Below are 23,433 nucleotides of genomic sequence, written 5' to 3' on the forward strand. Positions count from 1 at the left end.
CAATGGAGTGACAGCCTTATGCACGACACCCTCCAGCAGGTCTTTGGTTACCCACACTTTCGCTTGGGCCAGGAAGAGACGGTCAGCGCCGTGCTGGCTGGGCGATCTGCCGCCGCCATTTTCCCTACGGGGTCGGGCAAATCCTTGTGTTACCAGTTGTCGGCCGTGTTGCTGCCGCACCTGACGCTGGTAGTGTCGCCGTTGCTGGCGTTGATGCAGGACCAGTTGGGTTTCCTGCAGCGCCATGGCATTTCGGCGGGCAGTATCGACTCGGCCCAGAGCCGTGATGAGGCCAATGATGTAATGGCCCGTGCGCGATCGGGCGAGCTCAAGATTCTGATGATTTCCGTGGAGCGTTTGAAGAACGAACGTTTCCGTAATTTCCTGAACAGCGTGCAGATCTCGTTGCTGGTGGTGGACGAGGCGCACTGTATTTCCGAATGGGGCCACAACTTTCGCCCGGATTATTTGAAGCTGCCGGACTACCAGCGCCAGTTCAACATCCCTCAGGCGCTGCTGCTGACGGCCACGGCCACGCCCAAGGTGATCGCCGACATGCAGGCCAAGTTCGCCATTGCTGCCGAAGATGTAGTGACCACGGGCTTCTATCGCCCAAACCTCAACCTGCTGGTGGAACCGGTCAGCGGCCACGACAAACGCCGCAGGCTGGTGGAGTGGATGAAAGCGCGGGCCAACCAGCCGAGTATTGTCTACGTCACCTTGCAGAAAACCGCCGAACAGATTTCCGAGCATCTGAACCGCCACGGTATTCAGGCCGAGGCTTATCACGCGGGGCTGCCCCATGAAAAGCGCGAAGGTATCCAGCAGCGTTTCATGGGCGGGCGTTCCAATTGCATTGTCGCAACTATCGCGTTTGGCATGGGCATCGACAAGAGTGACATCCGCAATGTCGTGCACTTCGACCTGCCCAAGTCAATCGAGAACTACAGCCAGGAAATCGGCCGCGCAGGGCGTGACGGGCAGCCGTCGGATTGCCTGGTGTTGGCCAACCGCGACAGCCTCAATGTGCTGGAAAACTTCGTGTACGGTGATACGCCGGAGCAGGACGGCATTTTTCGCGTACTGGAGGAATTGCAGGCCGCGCGTAGTGAAGGGCAGTGGGAGTTCCTGCTCAGGTCGCTGTCGGACCACAGCAATATTCGCGAGTTGCCGCTCAAGACGCTCCTGGTGCAGTTGGAGCTCAAGGGCGTGATCGCGCCGCGCTATGCGTTTTATGCGGAATACCGTTTTAAATACCTGATCGAACCCGAAGCCTTGCTGGCGCGTTTTTCCGGCGAGCGGCAGCAGTTTGTCGCGGCGATCATCCAGGTGTGCAAGCGCGCTAAAACCTGGGCGACGGTCGATTTCGATGCGCTTTATCAACAGCACAATGCCGAGCGTAGCCGGGTGGTGAAGGCACTGGATTATTTTCAGGAGCAGGGCCTGATCGAGCTCGAAAGCAAGCAGATGACTGAGGTCTACAGTTTGCTCGACACCCATTTCGACCCGCACGCGTTAAGCGCCGAGTTATACACAGGCTTCAAGCAGCATGAAATGACGGAGGTCGCGCGGATTCACGCCATGCTCGACCTGTTCGCCACCGACCACTGCCTGGGGCAACGTCTGGCGCACTACTTTGGTGATGATAATGCGCCCCAGCGTTGCGGGCATTGTTCGGTATGCCACGGCCAGGTCGCCCATCTGCCGGCGCCGCCGAGCCTGCCGCCGCTTGTGGATAAAAACTTCATGGGGCTGTGCGGTGATTTTATCCACAGGCATCATGAGCACACGGGGCACTTGCCGAATGCGGAGCGTTTGACGCGTTTCCTTGGCGGTATCAGCGTACCGTTGTTTACCAAGTTGAAGGCGCGGGGCATTCCCGGTTTTGCTGCGCTGGAAGACTACCCCTACGCCGAGGTGCGCGACTGGGCCCATGCTCAATTGGATCAACTTTGATGAGACTTGCCGATGCCTGACTCAACGCCTGTGCGCGACGACTACCGCCACTTCCAACCGATCACCACGCGTTGGCACGACAACGATGCCTACGGCCATGTGAATAACGTCACCTACTACAGCTTCTTCGACACAGCCGTTAATACCTACCTGATCGAACAGGGCGGGCTGGATATTCATGACGGTGAGGTGGTGGGGTTTGTGGTGAGTTCGGCCTGCGATTACTTCGCCTCGATCGCTTTTCCCGAGTGCATTGAGGTCGGTCTGCGGGTGGGCAAGCTGGGCAATAGCTCGGTGCAGTATGAGCTGGCGGTATTCAAGGCGAGCGAGCAGGAGGCGTGTGCGGCGGGGCGCTTTGTCCATGTGTTTGTGGACCGAGCCTCGAACCAGCCAGTACCGATTCCGGGAATGTTGCGCGACGCGATGCAGTGCTTGGTGGTTTGACGCACCTACAAGCAATACAGACCAAATGTGGGAGCCGGGCTTGCCCGCGATTGCGCAGTATCAGGTAGTACGTCTAAACCTGATTCACTGCTATCGCGGGCAAGCCCGGCTCCCACATCGGATGTGTTCGTCAGAGCGCGGGTTTATCAGTCGCGATAACGATGCTTGTTCTTGCGATGCCCATAGGCATGGCCGCGACCTGGGTGGCCATCGCGGTAGTAGCGACGATCGTCACGGTCGCGATCGCGGTAATGGCGGCTGTCGCGATCACTTTCGTTACCCATGTAGTTGCCTAGCGCGCCGCCCGCGCCACCGCCGGCTGCGGAGCCGATCAGTGCGCCGGTGCTGCCGCCAACGCTGCGCCCTACGACGTTACCGCCGGCTGCGCCCAGTGCGCCACCAATGGCGGCTTCGCCACGGCTACGTTTGTCGGCGCCGACTGCACTACCGCCTGCGCCGCCCAAGGCAGCGCCAATGGTCGAGCCGGTGTTGCCGCCCAGCTGCTGGCCGACAACGGAACCTAGTACCCCACCCAATGCGCCGCCTACACCGGCTTCGGTGGTGCCGCCTGCCATGGCTGCGCCACTGACCAGGCCAAGGGACAACAAGAGAATCGAGGAGAACTTCATTCAGGGAAACCTCAAGGGATGACGGCGCGATCCTGAGGTTGTATCGAGGCGCTGACAATCGAAATCCGACCGGCGGCAGAGGTTGTATACAATTTGCTAAGTTGCTGTTTTGTATGGGGAACTTAAGTCGTTTTTACGGGTCTTTAGCTACTTCGGAAGGGCCGCTTTTATGCAAAAGCGGCCTTTTTTTTGTGCCTGCCGAATGTGCGGTGCTTGTGCCGGCCTCTTCGCGGGCAAGCCCGCTCCCACATTAGATCGGTCCACACAGTCTCAATGGTGAACCTATCCCAGTGTGGGAGCGGGCTTGCTCGCGAAAGCGGTAGTTCAAGCAACACACATCTCGGATCAAGTCAGGCCGAGCGCGCCATGATCAACCCATTGTCACTCGCCGCTTCCAAGCGAATCGCAACAAACTTGGACGTTGGCGTATGGCTACCATCGCCAGTGCTTTCCAATGGCACCAATGGGTTAACTTCCGGGTAGTAAGCCGCCGCCTGCCCCGCCGGAATATCAAATGCCAGCAGCGTAAAGCCCTTCACGCGGCGCTCACGACCGTCTTCCCACAGCGACACGATGTCTGCCTTCTGCCCCGGCTTGAAGCCCAGGCGGATGATGTCGGCTTCGTTGACGAACAGCACGTCACGCTGGCCTTTGACCCCGCGATAACGGTCGTCCAGGCCGTAGATGGTGGTGTTGTACTGATCATGGGAGCGCATTGACTGCATGATCAGGTCCGGCACCCGGCCCGTGGCGTGGGTGCGCTCGTGGATCAGGTCTTTGGGCAAGATGTTCGGGCGGAAGTTGGCGCGACCTGATGGAGTGTTCCAGCGGCGTGCGCCGGCGGAGTTGCCCAGATAGAAACCGCCTGGATGCTTGATCTTCTCGTTGAAGTCCTTGAAGCCTGGGATGGTGTCGGCGATCAGGTCGCGGATTCGCCCGTAGTCGGCCACCAGCCAGTTCCAATCCACGGGCTTGCTGCCCAGGGTGGCGGCAGCAATGCCCGCCAGGATCGCCGGCTCGGACTTCATCAGTTTCGACAGCGGTTGCAGTTGGCCATTGGAGCCGTGGACCATGCTGAACGAGTCTTCCACCGTCACCGCTTGCGGGCCATCGGCCTGGATGTCTATGTCGGTGCGGCCCAGGCACGGCAAGATCAACGCATCTTTACCGTGCATCAGGTGGCTGCGGTTGAGCTTGGTGCTGATCTGCACGGTCAGGTCGCAATTTCGCAGCGCTTCAAAGGTACGCGTGCTGTCTGGCGTGGCTTGGGCAAAGTTGCCGCCCAGGCCGATAAAGACTTTGGAGCGGCCTTCAAGCATGGCGTGAATCGCTTCCACCACGTTATGGCCATTGTCGCGAGGCACCTGGAACTGGAAACGACGCTCCAGCGCGTCCAGAAACGCCACCGGTGGGCGTTCGTTGATGCCCATGGTGCGGTCGCCCTGTACGTTACTGTGGCCACGCACCGGGCACAGCCCGGCACCTGGGCGGCCGATATTGCCGCGCAGCAGCATCAGGTTGGCGATTTCCTGGATAGTCGGCACCGAGTGGCGGTGCTGGGTAATCCCCATCGCCCAGCACATGATTACATTCTTGCCTTTGGCGTACATGCGTGCCGCTTGCTCGATCTCCACCAGGGTCAGGCCGGACTGCTCGACGATCTCCTCCCACGAGGTGTCGTCGATCTGACCCAGGTATTCCAGGACGTTGGCAGTGTGCTCGTTGAGGAAGTCGTGGTCGAACACCGCTTCCTTGCCTTCGGCCAGGGCTTGGCGTTCCCACAGCAGCAGGAACTTGGCCATGCCACGCAAGATAGCCATATCGCCACCCAGCGCCGGGCGGAAGTAGGCGGTGTTGGTCGGCTTGTCGCCGTTGGTGAGCATTTCCAGCGGATGTTGCGGGTGCTGGAAGCGCTCCAGGCCGCGCTCTTTCAGCGGGTTGATACACACCACCTGAGCGCCGCGTTTCACCGCTTCGCGCAGCGGCTCGAGCATGCGTGGGTGGTTGGTGCCGGGGTTCTGGCCCCAGACGAAAATGGCATCGGCATGTTCGAAGTCATCAAAGGTTACGGTACCTTTGCCCACGCCGACACTCTGCGCCAGGGCTACGCCGCTGGCTTCGTGGCACATGTTCGAGCAGTCCGGGAAGTTGTTGGTGCCAAAGGCACGTACGAACAACTGGTACAGGTAGGCGGCTTCGTTGCTGGCGCGGCCCGAGGTGTAGAACTCGGCCATGTTCGGGCTGGGCAGCGCGTTGAGGTGCTTGCCGATCAGGTCGAACGCTGCATCCCAACTGATGGGCAGGTAGCGATCGGTCTCGGCGTCATAGCGCATTGGCTCTGTCAGGCGGCCTTGGTACTCCAGCCAGTAGTCGCTTTGCTCCAGCAACGCCGTGACGCTGTGCTTGGCGAAGAAGGCCGCATCGACGCGGCGCTTGGTGGCTTCCCAGTTGACCGCCTTGGCGCCGTTTTCGCAGAACTTGACCATGCCGCTTTCCGGCGAGTCGCCCCAGGCACAACCCGGGCAGTCGAAGCCGCCGTTCTGATTGGTCTTGAGCATCATGCGCAGGTTTTTGAGGGCGTTGTCGCTGGTTAGCCAGGCTTGCGCCACACTGATCAGGGCGCCCCAGCCACCGGCTGGGCCTTTATAGGGCTTGTAGCGTGGGGTTGGGGTCTGGTCGGCTTGGTGGTGAAGGCTCATGGCTGGTGCTCCATCGCAGGGCTATAGACCCGTGGCGCGCTTTTTTGCGGCAGGTGGATGAGATTGAGGTTGTGCCGGCGTGCCCATTGCAGGGCCAGGCCCGTGGGCGACGACAGGCTGACCAGGGTCTGGATGCCCGCGCGCAAGACTTTCTGAATCAATTCGAGGCTGCAGCGGCTGGTAACAATCGCCAGGCCGCCGTCGGTCGGAATCTTTTGACGGATCAACGCGCCAATCAATTTATCCAGGGCGTTATGCCGGCCGATGTCTTCGCGACCCATCAGCAATTCGCCCTGGCTGTTCATAAAAACCGCCGCATGCACGGCGCCGCTGTGCTGGCCCAGGGGTTGGAATGCGCTGATACGCTGGCGCAGGCCGTCGAGCCACTGCGCCGGCGGCAAGGGCGCGCCGGGCAATACCTGAAGGTCGGGCAATGCTTGCTCTACCGCTTCCACGCCACACAGGCCGCAGCCGCTGGTGCCCGCCAATTGGCGGCGTTGCTGCTTGAGGTTCCAGAACGCACGGCTGGACACCTGTACCTGGGCGTGCTGGGCTGCGCCCGAACCGCTGATTTTCAGGTCATAAATGTCGTTAACGTCGGTGATAATGCCGCTGCCGAGGCTGAAACCTACAATGAAGTCTTCCAGGTCCGTAGGCGTCACCAGCATCACCGCCTGGCTGATATCGTTATAGGCAATTGCCAACGCCACTTCTTCGGCCAGCGCAGTGCTGGCGACTTCAGTGTGTTCAAGATTGCAATAGTGATAGCTCTGGCTGGCGACGGGCGCGGTCGATTCGAGAGCGGGCGCCGCGCAGTGAGGGCGCTTGGCGTTCATGGGGCAGTACCATCGGCGGATTGATCAGTGATTAGACTAGGCGCGACAAAGGGTCGCGTCTAATCGCCTGTATTGATCTATTGATAGAGGGCGTCGATCAAGGTTCACCCGCGTTTTAGTCGGGCTTATTCCAGGCAGGGGTGATTGCGATACTTTTGAGTCTTTAGCCAGTCTGGAACCCAAGTCGGCAGGACTGGTCTAGTCTTGGGCATCTGGAAATTAAATCCCAAGGAGAGCGCACCATGAGTATTTTTAGCTTTATCAAAGAAGCCGGCGAAAAGATTGTCGACCTGTTGACGCCGGGTAATGCGAACGCCAGTGAGCAGTTGAAGGAGCATGTGAGCAAGGTGGGCCTGGGTAATCCAAACGTGCAGACCACGGTGGATGGCGACAAGGTCACGGTGACGGGTGAAGTGGCCACGCAGGAAGAGAAAGAAAAGATCCTGTTGGCGCTGGGCAACATTGCCGGCGTGGCAAGTGTGGATGACCAGATTACTGTCAGTGGTCCAGTCGTGGTGGCTTCACGCTTTGTTGTTGTGAAAAGCGGTGACACTCTCAGCGCAATCTCTAAAACGGTCTATGGCGACGCGAATAAGTACAACAAGATTTTCGAGGCTAACAAGCCACTGTTGTCGCACCCGGACAAGATCTACCCGGGCCAGACACTGCGCATCCCTGAGTAATACGCAGAACAAAATGTGGGAGGGGCTTGCTCCCTCCCACACTTGATCAAAGCCCGGCGATGAGTTCTCGATAATCCCCGACGGCCGCAAATTCTGCGGTGTCCTTTGAGCCTTTTTTGCTATCAGGTTCTTTCACTGCCAGTAAATGTCCCACGCCGAAATCCCGGGCACTGCGCAGGATCGGCAAAGTGTCATCTATAAACAGGCTACGGGCCGGGTCAAAGTGGATATCCGCTTGTAAGGCCTCCCAGAATTGCGGGTTTTCCTTGGGAAAACCGTAGTCGTGAGAGCTGATCAATCGCTCGAAATACGGCGCCAGTTCAATGCGCTCCAACTTCAATGACAGCGAATCACGATGAGCGTTGGTGATCATGATCACGCGCTTGCCGGCCTGTTTGATCGCCGCCAGGAATGTATCGGCATCCGGACGCAGGGCAATCAGGTGGGCGGTTTCCAACTTGAGTTCGCGCACCGGGATCTTGAGCTCGGCGCTCCAGAAATCCAGGCAATACCATTGCAACTGTCCGGCGTTACGCTCGAACAGTGGCTGCAACTCCATCTCGGCCATGGCTCGGCTTACGCCGTGCAGTTCGGCATAGCGTTGCGGCAGGTGTTCCATCCAGAAGTGGTTGTCGTAATGCAGGTCGAGCAGGGTGCCGTCCATGTCCAGCAGGACGGTGTCGATGGCGTGCCAGGGCAGAGAGGGCATGGTGGGGTCTCATGTAAGTAAAAATATCCGACACAGACAATCGGAAAAGCCACGGTATAGTAACCCGATCACGCCAAGGAGCCGTTTATGCGCCAGAAACCCACTGTCCTCGCCCGCGAAATAGTCGCCAATAGCCGTTTGTTCCGCGTGGAGGAAGTGCAATTGCGCTTTTCCAATGGCGTTGAGCGGACCTATGAGCGTCTTGTCGGGCGTGGCACGGGCTACGGCGCTGTGATGATTGTGGCGATGATCGATGAAGATCATGCAGTGCTGGTGGAAGAATACTGCGGCGGCACTGACGAATATGAGTTGTCGTTGCCCAAAGGCCTGATCGAGCCCGGCGAAGACGTGCTTGCAGCGGCAGACCGCGAACTCAAGGAAGAGGCCGGCTACGGTGCACGGCAGTTGGAGCACATCACCGAGCTGTCATTGTCGCCCGGCTATATGAGCCAGAAGATCCAGGTGGTGTTGGCTACCGATCTCTACGAAGAGCGTCTTGAAGGTGATGAGCCCGAACCAATGCGGGTAGACCGGGTCAACCTGCGTGAGCTGTCGGCGCTGGCGCAAAACGAGCAGTTCAGCGAAGGTCGAGCCCTGGCTGCGCTGTATCTGGTAAGAGACCTGTTGACCCAGCGTGGAGCGTTCACCGCATGAGCGAACTGTTTTTAGGTCACCCGTTTATCGCACCGGTCATTGAGCTGGCTCGGCAGGCGGGTGAAGCCATCCTGCCGTACTGGCGTGCCGAGGTAGCCGTGACGTCCAAGGCGGATGATTCTCCCGTGACGGCTGCCGACCTGGCTGCCCACCATCTCATTCTCGCAGGCCTCACCGCGCTGGACCCAAGCATTCCAGTGCTGTCTGAAGAGGACGCCGATATCGATCAGAGCGTGCGTGCCGGCTGGCAGCGCTGGTGGTTGGTTGACCCTCTGGATGGCACCAAGGAATTCATTTCTGGCAGTGAAGAGTTCACCGTCAATATTGCATTGATCGAACAGGGCCGCGTGGTGTTCGGCGTGGTGTCGATACCGACCACTGGCCGTTGCTACTTCGGCGGCGCGGGCCTGGGGGCTTGGCGGTCGGACGTCAATGCAGCGCCCAAGCAGATTCAAGTACGCCAGGCCCCTGCCTCGGGTGAGGCCTTTACGGTGGTGGCCAGCCGTCGTCATACCAGCCCTGAGCAGGAGCGCCTGCTCAATGGCCTCAGTGAAGGCTTGGGCGAGTTGAAACTGGCGAATATCGGCAGCTCCTTGAAGTTTTGCTTATTAGCCGAGGGCAGTGCCGATTGTTATCCGCGCCTGGCGCCGACCTCGCAGTGGGATACCGCAGCGGCCCAGGGTGTGTTGGAAGGGGCGGGGGGTGAAGTATTGGAGTTGAATGGCAAGCCGTTCAGTTACCCGGCGCGGGAGTCGTTGCTGAACCCGTTCTTTCTGGCGTTGCCGGCCAAGGCGGCGTGGCGTGAGCGGCTGTTGACTCTGGCCAGATCTTAAGGCCACTGCAGAGCAAAATGTGGGGGCGGGCTTGCCCGCGATGGCGGAGTGTCAGTCATACAGGTATTGGCAGATCCACCGCTATCGCAGGCAAGCCCGCTCCCACAGTTGTTTTGTGTCATGGCTGCTAGCGATGCAGGACGTATTGGCCGGTAAAGACGACGGCACGCTCTGCACTGCCCTCATTCACAATCCACGTCTCCAGCGCCAACCGCGCCCGCCCATAGCGCTGATAGGTCGCCACAAAGCGCTTCCAAATCTTTTCATCCGGCGCCGCGCAAATGGCTGTCGCGTCCTGGGTCACCGGCAGCGGGTAGCTGATCTGCCCTTCCTGAATCACGATGTGCCCGTCTTCAATCCCGGCTTCACGCAGCTTCAGGTGCAGCCAGCCCCAACCCGCCAGCACCGCGCCGCAGTAGAGGCTGCCGCCGAACATGGTGCTCTTGTGGTTGATATTGGCTTGCAAGGGCAGGTGCAGTTGCAGTTGATCGTGTTGCCAGTCGAGCACCCTGAGGCCCATTTCCCGGGTGAGTGGGATGTCGTGGTGAAGGATGGATTCCAGGTAACGGCTATCACTGCTCATGGCGGCCTCTTTGTAGGTGGACGATGTCATTCGTCATCGGCGCTCTGGCCGGCACTGTCGGCGAAGTTCAGGCCGTGTTTGCGCAGTTTGTCGTGTAAGGTTTTGCGCGGTACGCCCAGGGCTTCGGCGAGGCTGCGCACAGAGCTGTGGGGGCGGGTCAGTTCGGCGGCGATCAGGCTTTTTTCGAACTGTTCGACTTGCTCGCTCAGGCCTCCGGGTGTGGAGGTCAGCACACCGGCGGCGGGGTGGTCCTGGGTGTTATCCAGGGCCAATTCCAGGCCGAGGGCGAAACGCTCCGCGGCGTTTTGCAGTTCCCGCACATTGCCCGGCCAGCTGTGGCGCAGCAACAGCGCGCGCTGGCCCGGTTGCAGTTCGTGCAAGGGCAGGCCGTGGCGGCTGCTGGCCTCGTCGGCGAAGTGCTGGAAGAGCATCAGCGCATCTTCGCCCCGTTCTCGTAGCGGGGGGATGCGCAGCGGCGCCACATTGAGGCGGTAATACAAGTCGGCACGGAAGCGGCCCTGGTCGGCGGCCTGGCGCAGGTCTTCCTTGGTGGCGGCGATAATGCGGATATCCAGCGGGATCAACTGATTGCCACCCAGGCGTTCCACGACGCGCTCCTGTAAAAGGCGCAGCAACTTGACCTGTACATCCAGGCTCATGCTTTCAATTTCATCCAGAAACAGCGTGCCGCCATTGGCAAACTCGAACTTGCCGATGCGGCGCTTTTGCGCGCCGGTAAACGCGCCGGGTTCATGGCCGAACAGTTCGCTTTCTACCACCGATTCCGCCAGCGCCCCGGCGTTAATCGCCACAAACGGGCCGCTGCGTCGGCTTGAGAGATCGTGCAGGGCGCGGGCGACGACCTCCTTGCCTGCCCCGGTTTCGCCGAGGATCAGCACATCGGCCTTGGTCGCGGCCAGTGCACCGATTTGCTCGCGCAGGCGCAACATCTGTGGCGAGTGCCCTACCAGGCGCGTACTGAGTTGCTGGCGGTCGCTGAGAGCCAGGCGCAGGCTGCGGTTGTCCAGCACCAGCCGGCGCAGGGCCAGGGCACGGCGCACGCTGTCGAGCAGCGCGTCGCTGGCGAAGGGTTTTTCCAGGAAGTCATAGGCGCCGGCACGCATGGCCTGCACCGCCAGCGGTACGTCGCCGTGGCCGGTGATCAGCAGCACCGGCAGGTCGGGGTCCTGGCCGTGCAGTTCAGCCAGCAGTTCCAGGCCGTCCATGCCGGGCATGCGAATGTCGCTGACTACCACGCCCGGCCAGTCGCGGGACAGGCGTGCGGTGAGCCCGCTGGCTTCTCCCAGGGGCAGGACTTTCAGGCCGGCCAGGTCCAGGGTCTGGCACAGGGCCTGACGCAGGTGTGGATCGTCGTCGATCAATACCACCTGAATCGAGTTGTCGATACTCATACACTGCGGTCCTCGGACGGTTGCAGACTGACGCCCGGCGAGCCGGCGCGCAATTTCAAGGTTAACAGCGCGCCGCCCTCCTTGTGGTTGGCGAACAACAGTTCGCCGCCGAAGGCGCGCATCAGGGTGTCGCAGATCGCCAGGCCCAGGCCCAGGCCCTGGGTGCGCGTCTTGGTGGTGTAGAACGGCTCGCTGGCGCGGCCCAGGGCTTCCATGCAAAAGCCCGGGCCGTTGTCGCGAATGTACAGGTTGACGCCCTGGGGCGTGGTTTCGGCACTCAGCCAGAGTCTGCGTGGCGGGCCTTTTTCGGTGAGGGCGTCCAGAGCATTGGCCAGCAAGTTACCCAGCACCTGGCGCAGACGGGTTTCACCGGCCTGCACCCACAAGGTCGCCTCTGGCAAGTCGCGAATCAACTCCACCTCCATCGAACGCCGACGCTTGGCCAGTAATGCCAGGGCGTCATCCAGTGCCGGTTGCAGGGCCACGCTCTCCGGCGCGTGACGGTCACGGCGGGCGAAGGCGCGCAAGTGGGCGATGATCGAGGCCATGCGCCCGGTCAATTCACTGATCAGCTTGAGGTTGCCGCGGGCATCGTTGGTGCGTTCATGGTCGAGCAGGATCTCCGCGTTTTCGGCATAGCTGCGAATCGCCGCCAGTGGCTGATTCAATTCATGGCTGATACTCGCCGACATGGTGCCCAGCGCCGAGAGTTTACCGGCCTGGACCAGATCGTCCTGGGCGCGCACCAGTTCTTGCTGGGCATGCTCGCGCTCCAGCACTTCCTGTTTAAGGCGCCGGTTAAGGCCCTCCAGGTCGCTGGTACGCTCGGCCACGCGCATTTCCAACTCGCGGCGGGCCTTGGCTTCGAAGGCGATGCGTTCCAGATAGTGCCGGCGGCGCTGCATCAGCAACCCCAGCAACAGCATCAGCACCAACAACGTGGCACCGCCCACGGCGACGACCGTGCGCACCGGACGGTTGATCAGCGAGCGCGGCGCGAGGATTTCCACGTTCCAGCCGGTCTCGGCGATAGCCGTGGACTGGCGTAGCCAAGCGCTGCTGCTGAGGCTCAACGGCTGCGGGTCGCGGGTGGGGTAGGGCTGGATAGCAATGATGGCCTGGCGTTCTTCGGCGGTCAGTGGCCGAGTGGCGCGGAATCGCCATTGCGGGCGCGAAGTGAGGATCACCACGCCGTTGTGGTCGGTGACCAGCAATTGTTCCGGGGTATTGCCCCACAGGCTTTCGGTGTGGTCCAAGTCGACCTTCACCACCAGCACGCCGATGACGGTATCGCCGTCACGCACCGCGGCGGCGAAGAAGTAGCCGCGCTTGGCCGAGGTGGTGCCCAGGCCGAAGAACCGGCCGAGGCGCCCGGCCATGGCTTCGCTGAAATACGGACGGAAGGAAAAGTTGCGCCCCACAAAGCTGTCTTGTTTGTCCCAGTTGGACGCGGCGAGGGTCTTGCCGGTGGTGTCCATCAGATACATCACCTCTACCCCGGCCTGGGCGGCGACGTCCTTGAGCAACTGGTTGGCATTGACCAGGTGGGTGCTGACGTGGGGCGCGCCCAATGCAGTGCGCAGGGCCGGTAAGTCCCCGAGGATCTGCGGCAGTATTTCATAGCGGTGCAGGGTGCCCAGCAAGTTGGCGACGTAGAGGTCGAGGGTCTGGCGGTTTTGCCCGGCCAGCTCGCTGCGGTAATAGCGCTCGGCCAAATGCTCCAGCGGCCACAACAGCGGTGCCAGGCACAGAGCCAGCAGGGCGAGGCTGCGCCAGCGGGGTCTTCGCGGAAGGGGTGGGGTCATGGAAGTCGCGCCTGTGGGTACAGGCGCATTATGCCTAGTGCTGCTGTGCAAGACACTCGTGCAATGCGTCTTGCCACTGTGGCTGGCTGACGTGCCATTGCTGTTGCAGGCGGGTGCAGTCCAGGCGCGAGTTCAGCGGGCGCTTGGCGGGGGTCGGGTAGGCGCTGGAAGGGATCGGCTCCAGCTCGGCGCAGGCCTTGCCCTCGGCGCGCAGTTGCTCGCCAATGGCTTGGGCAAAGCCGAACCATGAAGTCTCACCCTGGGCAGTGAGGTGGTAAACACCCCAATCCCCTGCCTTACCGGCCTGCCACTGCTCGATCAGCACGCGGGTGCTGTTGGCGATAGTCCCGGCCCAGGTCGGCGCACCGATCTGGTCGGCCACGATGCGCATCTGCGGTTTTTCCTGCAGGAGGCGCTGCATGGTCAGCAGGAAGTTCTTGCCGTGGCTGGAATAGACCCAACTGGTGCGCAAGATCAGGTACTCGCCGCCTGCAGCCGCAATCGCCTGCTCACCCGCCAGCTTGCTCTGGCCGTAGACACCCAATGGGTTCGGCGTGTCGCTTTCGGTGTACGAGGCAGGTTTGGTGCCGTCGAACACGTAGTCGGTCGAGTAGTGAATCAGCGGGATGCCCAGGGCCTTGGCTTCTTCGGCGAGGATGCCGGGGGCGATGGCATTGATGGCGAACGCAGCGTCCGGCTCGCTCTCGGCCAGATCGACGGCGGTGTGTGCCGCCGCGTTGATGATCAGTCCAGGGCGATGGGCGCGCACTTGCTGGCGGATAAGGTCTGCGTCTGCCAGGTCAAGCTGGTCGCGGCCCAGGACGATGAGTTCGCCCAGGCCCTGGAGCCGCTGTTGCAGCTCCTGGGAGACTTGGCCGTGTTGGCCGGTGATGAGGATTTTTAGGGCGCCCGTCACGGGAACAGGTCCGCGTCTTTCAGGTTTTTACCGTTTTGATCCTTAGCAGACAAGGTGGGTGGCCCCGCCAACTGCCAATCTATATTCAGTTCAGGATCGTCCCAGCGAATGCACCGCTCCGCAGACGGCGTGTAGTAATCCGTGGTTTTGTAAAGGAATTCAGCGTATTCGCTGAGTACTACAAAACCGTGGGCGAAGCCCGGTGGAATCCACAGCTGGCGGTTATTTTCGGCAGATAGGCGCACGCTGGCCCATTTGCCGAAATGTGCTGAGCTGCGGCGGATATCCACCGCAACGTCCAGTACCTCTCCGGCGGTCACACGCACCAATTTCCCTTGGGCGTGTTCTACCTGATAGTGAAGGCCTCTCAGCACGCCCTTTTGCGAGCGCGAGTGGTTGTCCTGCACAAACTGCAGTTCCATACCGCTGGCCTGAGCAAAATCCCGGGCGTTGAAACTTTCATAGAAAAAGCCACGTTCATCGCCAAAAACCTTGGGCTCGATGACCAATACACCGGGCAGTTCAGTGGCGTTCACATTCATTTAGGATTCCCAGCGAGAGAGTACAAGTACTGACCATAGCCGGTCTTGCCAAAGTACTTGGCACGTTCCAGCAGATAGTCACGATCGATCCAGCCGTTTTCATAGGCGATCTCTTCCAGGCAGGCCACTTTCAAGCCCTGGCGGTGCTCGATGGTCTGAACGTAGGTCGAGGCTTCCAGCAGGCTGTCATGGGTGCCGGTGTCGAGCCAGGCGAACCCACGGCCGAAGCGTTCAACGTGAAGATCGCCACGCTGAAGGTAGGCATTGTTGACGTCGGTGATCTCCAGTTCGCCGCGTGGCGAAGGTTTGACCGCCTTGGCGATCTTGATCACGTCGTTGTCGTAGAAGTACAAGCCGGTCACCGCGTAATGGGACTTCGGTTTAGCCGGTTTTTCTTCAATGGACAGGGCGCGGCCTTCGCTATCGAAGTCAATCACACCGAAGCGCTCAGGGTCTTTGACCCAGTAACCGAACACGGTAGCGCCTGAGGGGCGTTCGGCCGCAGTGCGTAGTTGATCGCCGAAATGCTGGCCGTGGAAGATGTTATCTCCCAGGATCAAGCACACAGGATCATTACCAATGAACTCTTCGCCGATGATAAACGCCTGGGCCAAGCCATCCGGCGAAGGCTGCTCCGCGTAGCTGAAGCGCACGCCGAACTGGCTACCATCGCCCAGCAGGTTCTGGTATTGCGGCAAGTCCACTGGCGTGGAGATCACCAGGATGTCCTTGATCCCCGCCAGCATCAGTACCGAGATCGGGTAGTAGATCATCGGCTTGTCATACACCGGCAACAACTGTTTGGACACGCCCAGGGTAATAGGGTGCAAACGCGTGCCGGAACCGCCGGCCAATACAATTCCCTTCATCATGCGATCAAATCCTTCAAGTCAGTATTGCCCAGTCGCTCACCTTGATAACTGCCGTCCTGGACCCTGCGGCACCATTCCAGGTTATCGAGGTACCACTGCACGGTTTTGCGCAGGCCGGTCTCGAAGGTTTCTTCCGGGACCCAGCCCAGTTCGCGTTCGATCTTGCTGGCGTCGATGGCGTAGCGTTGGTCGTGGCCTGGGCGATCCTTGACGAAGGTGATCAGGTCAGTGAATTTCTCCACGCCGGCTGGGCGTTGCGGCGCCAGTTCTTCCAGCAGGGCGCAGATGCCACGTACCACGTCGATGTTCTTCTGTTCGTTATGGCCGCCGATATTGTAGGTTTCGCCCACAACCCCAGTGGTGACCACTGTGAGCAGCGCACGCGCGTGATCCTCGACGAACAGCCAGTCACGCACCTGCAGACCATCGCCATACACCGGCAGTGGCTTGCCTGCCAGGGCGTTGAGAATCACCAGCGGGATCAATTTTTCGGGGAAATGGAACGGCCCGTAATTGTTCGAGCAGTTGGTCAACAGCACCGGCAGGCCATAGGTGCGCTGCCAGGCGCGTACCAGGTGGTCGGACGCTGCCTTGCTCGCGGAATACGGCGAGCTCGGTGCGTAAGGCGTGGTCTCAGTGAAGAGGTCGTCCACGCCGTGCAGGTCGCCATACACCTCATCAGTGGAGATGTGGTGGAAACGGAATGCGCTTTTTGCCGGCTCTGTCAGCTTCTGCCAATAGGCTCGCGTGGCTTCCAGCAGGCTGTAGGTGCCAACGATGTTGGTCTGGATAAAATCCGACGGGCCGTCAATGGAGCGGTCGACATGGGACTCGGCCGCCAAGTGCATGATCGCATCGGGTTCGAAGCGTGCGAGCAGGGCGCTGACGGTGGCCTGGTCGATGATATCGGCCTGGACAAACTCATAGCGGCTGTTGGACGCGATGCTGGTCAGCGACTCGAGGTTGCCGGCGTAAGTCAGCTTGTCCAGATTGAGCACTTCATGCTCAGTGTGTTGAATCAAGTGCCGGATCAGGGCCGAGCCAATAAATCCGGCACCGCCGGTGATGAGAATGCGCATGTCGAGGGCCTTTTCCTTAGACGGACACTGGGCGAAAGTAGCATAGCTTGAGTTGTGAATCGGGCCGGCGCAAGCGCCGTGAGCAGAAGGGGTTGATTAACGCCGCAGAACAATGGCGATATAGACGCCTGAAAAAACAAAGGTCGTCACAATGTCGTTAGCCACGTTGACCCACCGTGCCAGCTTGCCTTGCCCACAAGTAACCCCCGAGCAAGCAGCATGCCTGCTCGAGCGACACTATGGAATAACGGGCAAATTACACTCATTGGGCAGTCAGCAAGACCTCAACTATAGAACTGACAGCACACGGGGCCGCTTCGTTCTGAAAATCTGCCGGGGTGACTACGCCGCGGTTGAACTCCGGGCCCAGCACGCAGCGCTCAACAGCCTGGGCGCACATGCCAGCCTGCGTGTGCCCAAGGTCATCCAGACCTTGGCGGGTGAGGAGTTGCTAACGGTCAACGTCGATGACCAAACCCTGCACCTGCGGCTATTGGACTACATCGACGGCCAGCCCCTGACGCAGTTACCCCACCTGAGCCGCACCGTGATCGAAGGCTTTGGTGAGCTGTGCGGGCAGATGAGCCTCGCGCTGGCAGGTTTCGAGCACCCAGGCCTTGCGCGCACCCTGCAATGGGACCCGCGCCACGCGCAAGCATTGATCACCCACCTGCTGGCAACCTTGCCCGACCTGCCGCAGCGTGCTGCTTTGGAGCAGGTGGCCAGGCAGGTCGAGGCGCATGTCCAGCCGTTGGCGGCACACCTGCCTTGGCAAGCAGTGCACATGGACATCACCGACGACAACGTGATGTGGCAGCGTGATGCCCAGCGGCACTGGCGCATACAAGGCGTGATCGATTTCGGCGATCTGGTGCACACCTGGCGAATTGCCGACCTGTCGGTGACCTGCGCGGCGTTGTTGCACCATGCCGACGGTGATCCGTTTGCCCTCTTGCCGGCGATCCAGGCCTGCCACGCGGTGACGCCGTTGCAGCGCGAAGAGCTGGAGGTGCTGTGGCCGCTGATCGTCGCTCGCGCAGCGGTGTTGGTGCTCAGCAGTGAGCAGCAGCAACGCCTGGACCCGGATAACGTTTATCTAAAGAAAAACGCCGAACACGAGTGGGAAATCTTCCATATCGCCACGTCGGTGTCCTTTGAACTCATGCAAGCGGCGATTCTGCGCAGCGTCGGCAAACCATTACCGCCCGTCGCCAACCAAGACTTCGCGCCTTTATTGCCAGGCTTGGTGGGCCGCGAGTTTGCGCTGATCGACCTGGGCGTACTCAGCCCGCATTTCGAGGCTGGCAATTGGGAGACTCCCGGCATCGATCGGCGCTTGCTGGATCAAGCGGCGACGGTGCATGGGCTGGCGGCCAGTCGTTATGGGCAATACCGCTTGTCGCGCACCCGCCCCGACAGTGCGCTAGAGCCCGAGACCTTCCCCCTGCATGTCGAACTGCATCTGCCCCACGGCACGGTGCTGGAAGCACCCTTTGCGGGAATGCTGCGCGAAGGTACCGACGGCTTGCTGTGTTTGCACGACGGCGGCCTGAGCCTGCGCTTGTGGGGCGTGCGCACATCACTCAAGCCGGGCGCAACCTTGGTCAAAGGGCAGGTGCTGGGCGAGGTTCATGCGCCGTTGACTGTGCAGTTGTGCCGCGCCGACCTTGAGCCACCGCTGTTCTGCACACCTTCCCGGGCGTTGGCGTGGCAGGCGTTGTGCCCGTCACCCGCAGCGCTGTTGGGCCTGGCCTGTGATGCGGAGCCGGAACTGGACCCAGAGGCCCTGCTGGCCAGGCGTGATGCCAGCTTTGCCCGCTCCCAGAAGCACTACTACGCCGATCCACCGCGTATCGAGCGCGGCTGGCGTAACCACCTGATCGATATGCAGGGCCGATCCTACCTCGACATGCTCAACAACGTGGCCGTGCTGGGCCATGGCCACCCGCGCATGGCTGAGGTGGCGGCTCGGCAGTGGTCGTTGCTCAACACCAACTCGCGGTTTCACTACGCGGCGGTTGCCGAGTTCTCCGAGCGCCTGCTGGCGTTGGCGCCGGAGGGCATGGACCGGGTGTTCCTGGTCAACAGCGGCACCGAGGCCAATGACCTGGCGATTCGTTTGGCCTGGGCCTACAGCGGCGGGCGCGACATGCTCAGCGTGCTGGAGGCCTATCACGGCTGGTCGGTGGCGGCGGATGCCGTGTCCACGTCGATTGCCGATAACCCCCAGGCCTTGAGCAGCCGCCCGGATTGGGTACACCCGGTGACCGCGCCCAATACCTACCGCGGTGAATTTCGCGGGCTGGACAGCGCGCCGGACTATGTACGAAGCGTGGAGCATAACCTGGCGAAAATCGCCGCGAGCCAGCGCCAATTGGCCGGGTTCATCTGTGAGCCGGTGTACGGCAATGCCGGCGGCATCTCCCTGCCACCGGGTTACCTGCGACAGGTGTATGGCCTGGTCCGTGCCCAGGGAGGCGTGTGCATCGCCGATGAAGTGCAGGTGGGTTACGGCCGCATGGGGCATTTCTTCTGGGGGTTTGAACAGCAAGGTGTGGTGCCTGACATCATCACCATGGCCAAAGGCATGGGCAACGGCCAGCCGTTGGGTGCAGTGATCACCCGCCGAGAAATTGCCGAGGCGCTGGAAGCCGAGGGTTACTTCTTCTCCTCATCAGGAGGCAGCCCGGTCAGTTGCCGGATTGGCATGGCGGTCCTGGATGTGATGGAAGAGGAAAAGCTGTGGGAAAACGCCCAACTGGTAGGTGGGCATTTCAAGGCACGGTTGGAGGAATTGATCGATCGCCATCCACTTGTCGGTGCCGTGCACGGTTCGGGCTTCTATCTGGGCCTTGAACTGGTGCGCGATCGCCAGACCCTCGAACCTGCGACTGCAGAAACCGCCTTGTTGTGTGACCGGCTGCGGGAGCTGGGGATTTTCATGCAGCCTACCGGTGATTATCTGAATATCCTCAAAATCAAGCCGCCGATGGTGACGTCCAGACGCAGCGTGGATTTCTTTGTGGACATGCTGTCGAAGGTGCTGGATGAGCAACTGTGATTTATCGATTGTTATCGGGTATTTTTTACGATGGCAAGCACCTATCATGTTTTTAGGCTATTAAAGCCGATTTTTATCCATTATAAAGTTGCCCTTCACCCCATTCGGAGCCCTGATCGCCATGACCACCTTGCACAGCACACCTCGCGCCGATGGCTTTCACATGCCTGCCGAATGGGCGCCCCAGACCCAGACCTGGATGATCTGGCCCGAGCGCCCAGACAACTGGCGCCTGGGCGGTAAGCCTGCTCAGGCGGCCCATGTGGCGGTGGCCAAGGCCATCGCGCGTTTTGAGCCGGTGACCGTCGCGGTCTCCGCCAGCCAGTACGAAAACGCCCGTGCCCGCCTGGACGTACCCAATATCCGCCTGGTGGAAATGTCCAATGACGACGCCTGGGTTCGCGACACCGGCCCCACTTTTGTGATCAACGGCAGTGGTGAAGTACGGGGTGTGAACTGGGACTTCAACGCCTGGGGTGGTTTTGACGGCGGTCTGTATGCACCGTGGAACCGCGATTCCCAGGTGGGAGGCAAGATCCTCGAGATGGAGCGCGCACCGCGTTACCGCACTGAAGGCTTTGTGCTTGAAGGCGGTTCGATTCATGTCGACGGCGAAGGCACCCTGATCACTACCGAAGAATGTCTGTTGAACCGCAACCGCAACCCGCACCTTGATCGTGCGGCCATTGAGGCGGTGCTCAGCGATAACCTGGCGGTAGACAAGATCATCTGGTTGCCGGATGGCCTGTTCAACGACGAAACCGACGGCCATGTAGATAACTTCTGCTGCTACGTGCGCCCGGGCGAAGTGCTGTTGGCCTGGACCGATGACCCGCAAGACCCGAACTACCCACGCTGCCACGCAGCCATGGACGTGCTGCAAAGCAGCACCGATGCCCAGGGCCGCTCGTTCATCGTGCATAAAATGCCGATCCCGGGTCCGCTGTATGCCACTGAGGAGGAATGCGCCGGGGTAGATCTGGTTGACGGTAGCCAGGAGCGTAATCCGACCGTGCGGTTGGCCGGTTCCTACGTCAACTTCCTGATCGTCAATGGCGGCATCATCGCGCCGAGTTTCGATGACCCGTTGGACGATCAGGCCAAGCAAATCCTGCAGAACCTGTTCCCACAACATGAAGTGGTGATGGTGCCGGGCCGCGAATTGTTACTGGGTGGGGGCAATATCCATTGCCTGACCCAACAGCAGCCAGCCCCGCAGCGAAAGTGAGTGCAGTTGTAACAGCGCCTTGATGGCGTGCGAGCACTGCGCCTTTGCAGTGTTCCCCACAAGCCCGCGACCCAGCCCGGTCGCGGGCTTTTTCATGCCTGTATGCCGGTGAACAGGGCACATTGGCATAGCTCTTGTATCGCTGTGGTTACAGTGGCCCAAGGGGGATGACCGTGCAGTTCTGTCATAAACCTTGAGTAAGTTAGCCGCTCACGCAGCAGGAGAGAGCGCTGAAATGAATGCCGATGTCCACCTGATGAACACGCGTACGTTCCACCCTTTGCGGGTCGACGCAGACGCCATCCATGCGTTGGCCCTTTGGTTGAAGGCGAACGGCTCACCACAGGTCAGGCAATTGCCTGATTTGCGCAGCGTGATGAGTGAGCGCTACCCGGTGGGGTTGTTCACGGAGGACGAAGTGCAGGCGTTGTGCGAGTTGATGAGCAACTAAAGAACACACCTGAAACCGACTGTGGGAGCTGGCTTGCCTGCGATGGCGGTGTGAAGTGCGCCCCAAAAGTTGGACAGCTGTTGGTTAGGTTACAGCGGACCGAGTTCTGTACGCTACAGGGCTCAGTCCGCCAAGCTTCGTTTTGATTCGCTTATGGTTGTAGTAATGGATGTACTCATCCAACCCAGCCTGCAGTTGAGCCACACTGTCGAAGCTTTCCCGGTAGTAAAACTCTGACTTCAGCGTGCCGAAGAAGCTCTCCATCGTGGCGTTGTCATAGCAGTTTCCTCTGCGTGACATGCTCTGCTCAAGGCCCGCTTTCTCCAGGCGCTCCCGGTATTTTGGGTATCGATAGTGCCAGCCCTGATCCGAGTGCAACATGGGTTTAGCGCCCTCTGGCAAGCGCTCAAGAGCTTGTTCCAGCATGTCTCCCACCAAGGCATATTGAGGGCGTGTGGCGGTCTGATAGGCCACGATCTCCCCGTTGTATAAGTCTAAAACTGGCGACAAATACAGCTTTTGGCCGGCCACTTTGAACTCAGTGACATCCGTCACCCATTTCTGATTCGGTTGCTCGGCCTCAAACTGACGGGCCAGGGTATTGGGTGATGTCTCGCCCACTACCCCTCGATAAGACCTGTACTTCTTCGGACGCAACATACATTTGAGGCTCAACTCTCCCATCAGGCGTCGCACCGTTTTACCGTTAATGGGGCTGTTTTTACGTAGCTCCAAAGTCATCCGACGGTAACCAAAGCGACCTTTATGCTCGCCCTGGATAGCCTGGATAGAGGCTTTGACCGAGATGAATCGGTCTTCAACGCCCATCGCTTTGAGTTGGTAGTAGTAAGTACTTCGCGCAAGTCCCAGCAGTTTGAGTAGATCATTCAAGGGAAAGTCTTGCCTCAGCTCACTGATTATTTGGGCTTTTTCTTCGCTTCTTTCTCCCGCCTCATCACCGCCTCGCCTAACTCCCCAAGCTTTTTTAGGTAGGCGTTCTCCATGCGCAAATACTGAAGCTCATCAAGCAAGGCTTTATGCGCAAGCTGTTCGGCGGTGAATGGTGCAGTGGTTTTTTGAGGTTTAGCAGGAGGCTTGGGCATAACGGTATTCAGTCCTTTTTTCCCTGAGGCCAGGGCTTCAATGCCGCCACTGTAATACTGCTGTTGCCATCTGCCCACCTGGCTGGAGTTACCCAGATTGAAGAGCGCCGCTGCGCGGCGCAAGGAAAGGCTGTCACGCCACATGCGTTGCAGAACGGAGAACTTGAACAAAGCACTGTAACGCTCGCCAGTACTGCTCAGACCGGCTTCACCATGCAGTCGGTAAGCCTCCACCCAGCGGCGCAGCAAAGTGGGGTCCATGTGAAATTGAGCGGCGATACGTCGAAAACCACGGCCTCGCTCAAGAAAGGCGCTGATGGCGGAAAGCTTGAATTGCGTCGTGTATTTGCTCATGAAAAAGCCCCAGGAGTTGGATGGGTGTCCAACTTCTGGGGCGCACTTCAGTGGCTCAGTTGAAGATTTGGTGACTGGCACACCGCTATCGCGGGCAAGCCCGCTCCCACAGGGATCTGTGCCAGGCGCTGATGTTGTGGGCAATACATACCCAGTGTGGGAGCTGGCTTGCCTGCGATGGCGGTGGTTCAGTTGAAGATTGGGCGACTGGCACACCGCTTTCGCGGGCAAGCCCACTCCCACAGGGATCTGCGCCAGGCGCTGATTTTTTGGACAATATCTAACCAGTGTGGGAGCTGGCTTGCCTGCGACGGCGGTGGCTCAGTTGAAGATTGGCTGACTGGCACACCGCTTTCGCGGGCAAGCCCGCTCCCACAGGGATCTGCGCCAGGCGCTGATGTTGTGGGCAATACCTAACCAGTGTGGGAGCTGGCTTGCCTGCGATGGCGGTGGCTCAGTTGAAGATTTGGCGACTGGCACACCGCTTTCGCGGGCAAGCCCGCTCCCACAGGGATCTGCGCCAGGCGCTGATGTTGTGGGCAATACCTAACCAGTGTGGGAGCTGGCTTTGGTTCCCATGAGGC

20 protein-coding genes are annotated in these 23,433 nt (G+C 60.1%); 8 read left to right on the plus strand and 12 right to left on the minus strand.

What is annotated here, in order from left to right:
• Positions 1–18 precede the first annotated feature (18 nt).
• Together CLM72_RS01385 and CLM72_RS01390 are read left to right on the plus strand one after the other, a co-directional pair.
• A complete protein-coding gene (locus tag CLM72_RS01385) occupies positions 19–1,956 on the plus strand; it encodes an ATP-dependent DNA helicase RecQ (protein ID WP_105225414.1) in 1,938 nt (645 codons plus the stop codon).
• 12 nt (positions 1,957–1,968) lie between these two features.
• Positions 1,969–2,400, plus strand: coding sequence for a thioesterase family protein (locus tag CLM72_RS01390; protein ID WP_105225415.1), 432 nt, complete (start codon positions 1,969–1,971; stop codon positions 2,398–2,400).
• A gap of 146 nt (positions 2,401–2,546) precedes the next feature.
• Here CLM72_RS01390 and CLM72_RS01395 read toward each other — a convergent pair whose 3' ends face one another.
• The 3 genes from CLM72_RS01395 to fdhD form a co-directional block, all read right to left on the minus strand.
• Positions 2,547–3,029, minus strand: coding sequence for a glycine zipper domain-containing protein (locus tag CLM72_RS01395; protein ID WP_034125502.1), 483 nt, complete (start codon positions 3,027–3,029; stop codon positions 2,547–2,549).
• 350 nt (positions 3,030–3,379) lie between these two features.
• Complete coding sequence (locus CLM72_RS01400) at positions 3,380–5,728, minus strand: FdhF/YdeP family oxidoreductase (protein WP_034125503.1); 2,349 nt, start codon at positions 5,726–5,728, stop codon at positions 3,380–3,382.
• Positions 5,725–6,564: a formate dehydrogenase accessory sulfurtransferase FdhD gene (gene fdhD / locus CLM72_RS01405; RefSeq protein WP_105225416.1), complete on the minus strand. Its 840-nt coding sequence runs from the start codon at positions 6,562–6,564 to the stop codon at positions 5,725–5,727. Before fdhD ends, CLM72_RS01400 begins: the two co-directional genes overlap by 4 nt.
• A gap of 242 nt (positions 6,565–6,806) precedes the next feature.
• Between fdhD and lysM the strand changes: the two genes are divergently transcribed.
• Positions 6,807–7,247, plus strand: a complete 441-nt coding sequence (gene lysM / locus CLM72_RS01410; RefSeq protein WP_032894105.1) for a peptidoglycan-binding protein LysM — start codon at positions 6,807–6,809, stop codon at positions 7,245–7,247.
• Positions 7,248–7,293: 46 nt separating this feature from the next.
• Here the strand turns inward: lysM and yrfG are convergent, their stop codons facing one another.
• Positions 7,294–7,956, minus strand: a complete 663-nt coding sequence (gene yrfG, locus CLM72_RS01415; protein WP_054896644.1) for a GMP/IMP nucleotidase — start codon at positions 7,954–7,956, stop codon at positions 7,294–7,296.
• Between the two features lie 87 nt (positions 7,957–8,043).
• On the opposite strand from yrfG, the gene nudE reads away from it, so the two are divergent.
• Entirely contained in the window at positions 8,044–8,610 is a 567-nt protein-coding gene (gene nudE, locus CLM72_RS01420; RefSeq protein WP_105225417.1) for an ADP compounds hydrolase NudE, read from the plus strand.
• Positions 8,607–9,443 (plus strand): 3'(2'),5'-bisphosphate nucleotidase CysQ, encoded by an 837-nt coding sequence (gene cysQ, locus CLM72_RS01425; protein ID WP_034125507.1) that lies wholly within the window; start codon positions 8,607–8,609, stop codon positions 9,441–9,443. The genes nudE and cysQ overlap by 4 nt, the downstream gene beginning before the upstream one ends.
• Before the next feature lie 127 nt (positions 9,444–9,570).
• Here the strand turns inward: cysQ and CLM72_RS01430 are convergent, their stop codons facing one another.
• Genes CLM72_RS01430 through rfbB form a run of 7 tightly spaced genes read right to left on the minus strand, consistent with a single transcriptional unit; the run spans position 9,571 to position 16,652 of the window.
• Complete coding sequence (locus CLM72_RS01430) at positions 9,571–10,026, minus strand: thioesterase domain-containing protein (RefSeq protein ID WP_105225418.1); 456 nt, start codon at positions 10,024–10,026, stop codon at positions 9,571–9,573.
• 26 nt (positions 10,027–10,052) lie between these two features.
• The gene (locus tag CLM72_RS01435) at positions 10,053–11,438 is read right to left on the minus strand and encodes a sigma-54 dependent transcriptional regulator (RefSeq protein WP_105225419.1); all 1,386 of its coding nucleotides are present in this window, start codon (positions 11,436–11,438) and stop codon (positions 10,053–10,055) included.
• Positions 11,435–13,243 (minus strand): ATP-binding protein, encoded by a 1,809-nt coding sequence (locus CLM72_RS01440; RefSeq protein ID WP_105225420.1) that lies wholly within the window; start codon positions 13,241–13,243, stop codon positions 11,435–11,437. Before CLM72_RS01440 ends, CLM72_RS01435 begins: the two co-directional genes overlap by 4 nt.
• Before the next feature lie 34 nt (positions 13,244–13,277).
• A complete protein-coding gene (gene rfbD / locus CLM72_RS01445; protein WP_105225421.1) occupies positions 13,278–14,159 on the minus strand; it encodes a dTDP-4-dehydrorhamnose reductase in 882 nt (293 codons plus the stop codon).
• Positions 14,156–14,701 carry a dTDP-4-dehydrorhamnose 3,5-epimerase gene (gene rfbC / locus CLM72_RS01450; protein WP_105225422.1) on the minus strand — a complete coding sequence of 182 codons (546 nt, stop codon included), beginning with the start codon at positions 14,699–14,701 and terminating at the stop codon, positions 14,156–14,158. Before rfbC ends, rfbD begins: the two co-directional genes overlap by 4 nt.
• Positions 14,698–15,573, minus strand: coding sequence for a glucose-1-phosphate thymidylyltransferase RfbA (gene rfbA / locus CLM72_RS01455; RefSeq protein WP_105225423.1), 876 nt, complete (start codon positions 15,571–15,573; stop codon positions 14,698–14,700). The genes rfbC and rfbA overlap by 4 nt, the downstream gene beginning before the upstream one ends.
• Positions 15,570–16,652, minus strand: coding sequence for a dTDP-glucose 4,6-dehydratase (rfbB, locus tag CLM72_RS01460; protein WP_105225424.1), 1,083 nt, complete (start codon positions 16,650–16,652; stop codon positions 15,570–15,572). Before rfbB ends, rfbA begins: the two co-directional genes overlap by 4 nt.
• Positions 16,653–16,803: 151 nt before the next feature.
• Here rfbB and CLM72_RS01465 point away from each other — a divergent pair, with 151 nt between their 5' ends.
• The 3 genes from CLM72_RS01465 (at position 16,804) to CLM72_RS01475 (ending at position 21,392) form a co-directional block, all read left to right on the plus strand.
• The gene (locus tag CLM72_RS01465) at positions 16,804–19,713 is read left to right on the plus strand and encodes an aminotransferase (protein ID WP_105225425.1); all 2,910 of its coding nucleotides are present in this window, start codon (positions 16,804–16,806) and stop codon (positions 19,711–19,713) included.
• 121 nt (positions 19,714–19,834) lie between these two features.
• Entirely contained in the window at positions 19,835–20,941 is a 1,107-nt protein-coding gene (aguA, locus tag CLM72_RS01470; protein ID WP_034125515.1) for an agmatine deiminase, read from the plus strand.
• 235 nt (positions 20,942–21,176) lie between these two features.
• Positions 21,177–21,392 (plus strand): hypothetical protein, encoded by a 216-nt coding sequence (locus tag CLM72_RS01475; RefSeq protein ID WP_054922627.1) that lies wholly within the window; start codon positions 21,177–21,179, stop codon positions 21,390–21,392.
• 84 nt (positions 21,393–21,476) lie between these two features.
• Here the strand turns inward: CLM72_RS01475 and CLM72_RS01480 are convergent.
• Positions 21,477–22,849 (minus strand): IS3 family transposase gene (locus CLM72_RS01480; protein ID WP_233475429.1). Its coding sequence is split into 2 segments (ribosomal slippage): positions 21,477–22,346 and positions 22,349–22,849, totalling 1,371 coding nucleotides; the frame shifts between segments, so codons are not numbered across the junction.
• Positions 22,850–23,433: the final 584 nt, after the last annotated feature.

The organism is Pseudomonas sp. MYb193, assembly GCF_002966775.1.
Taxonomy (GTDB): domain Bacteria; phylum Pseudomonadota; class Gammaproteobacteria; order Pseudomonadales; family Pseudomonadaceae; genus Aquipseudomonas; species Aquipseudomonas paracarnis.

Bases quoted from the DNA above. Each gene is read 5' to 3' on its own strand.
- lysM (WP_032894105.1), top strand. From the start codon at position 6,807: ATGAGTATTTTTAGCTTTATCAAAGAAGCCGGCGAAAAGATTGTCGAC.
- rfbC (WP_105225422.1), bottom strand. From the start codon at position 14,701: ATGAATGTGAACGCCACTGAACTGCCCGGTGTATTGGTCATCGAGCCC.
- CLM72_RS01390 (WP_105225415.1), top strand. From the start codon at position 1,969: ATGCCTGACTCAACGCCTGTGCGCGACGACTACCGCCACTTCCAACCG.
- CLM72_RS01430 (WP_105225418.1), bottom strand. From the start codon at position 10,026: ATGAGCAGTGATAGCCGTTACCTGGAATCCATCCTTCACCACGACATC.
- yrfG (WP_054896644.1), bottom strand. From the start codon at position 7,956: ATGCCCTCTCTGCCCTGGCACGCCATCGACACCGTCCTGCTGGACATG.
- CLM72_RS01395 (WP_034125502.1), bottom strand. From the start codon at position 3,029: ATGAAGTTCTCCTCGATTCTCTTGTTGTCCCTTGGCCTGGTCAGTGGC.
- CLM72_RS01400 (WP_034125503.1), bottom strand. From the start codon at position 5,728: ATGAGCCTTCACCACCAAGCCGACCAGACCCCAACCCCACGCTACAAG.
- CLM72_RS01465 (WP_105225425.1), top strand. From the start codon at position 16,804: ATGTCGTTAGCCACGTTGACCCACCGTGCCAGCTTGCCTTGCCCACAA.
- rfbA (WP_105225423.1), bottom strand. From the start codon at position 15,573: ATGATGAAGGGAATTGTATTGGCCGGCGGTTCCGGCACGCGTTTGCAC.
- rfbB (WP_105225424.1), bottom strand. From the start codon at position 16,652: ATGCGCATTCTCATCACCGGCGGTGCCGGATTTATTGGCTCGGCCCTG.
- CLM72_RS01475 (WP_054922627.1), top strand. From the start codon at position 21,177: ATGAATGCCGATGTCCACCTGATGAACACGCGTACGTTCCACCCTTTG.
- CLM72_RS01435 (WP_105225419.1), bottom strand. From the start codon at position 11,438: ATGAGTATCGACAACTCGATTCAGGTGGTATTGATCGACGACGATCCA.
- CLM72_RS01385 (WP_105225414.1), top strand. From the start codon at position 19: ATGCACGACACCCTCCAGCAGGTCTTTGGTTACCCACACTTTCGCTTG.
- aguA (WP_034125515.1), top strand. From the start codon at position 19,835: ATGACCACCTTGCACAGCACACCTCGCGCCGATGGCTTTCACATGCCT.
- nudE (WP_105225417.1), top strand. From the start codon at position 8,044: ATGCGCCAGAAACCCACTGTCCTCGCCCGCGAAATAGTCGCCAATAGC.
- cysQ (WP_034125507.1), top strand. From the start codon at position 8,607: ATGAGCGAACTGTTTTTAGGTCACCCGTTTATCGCACCGGTCATTGAG.
- fdhD (WP_105225416.1), bottom strand. From the start codon at position 6,564: ATGAACGCCAAGCGCCCTCACTGCGCGGCGCCCGCTCTCGAATCGACC.
- CLM72_RS01440 (WP_105225420.1), bottom strand. From the start codon at position 13,243: ATGACCCCACCCCTTCCGCGAAGACCCCGCTGGCGCAGCCTCGCCCTG.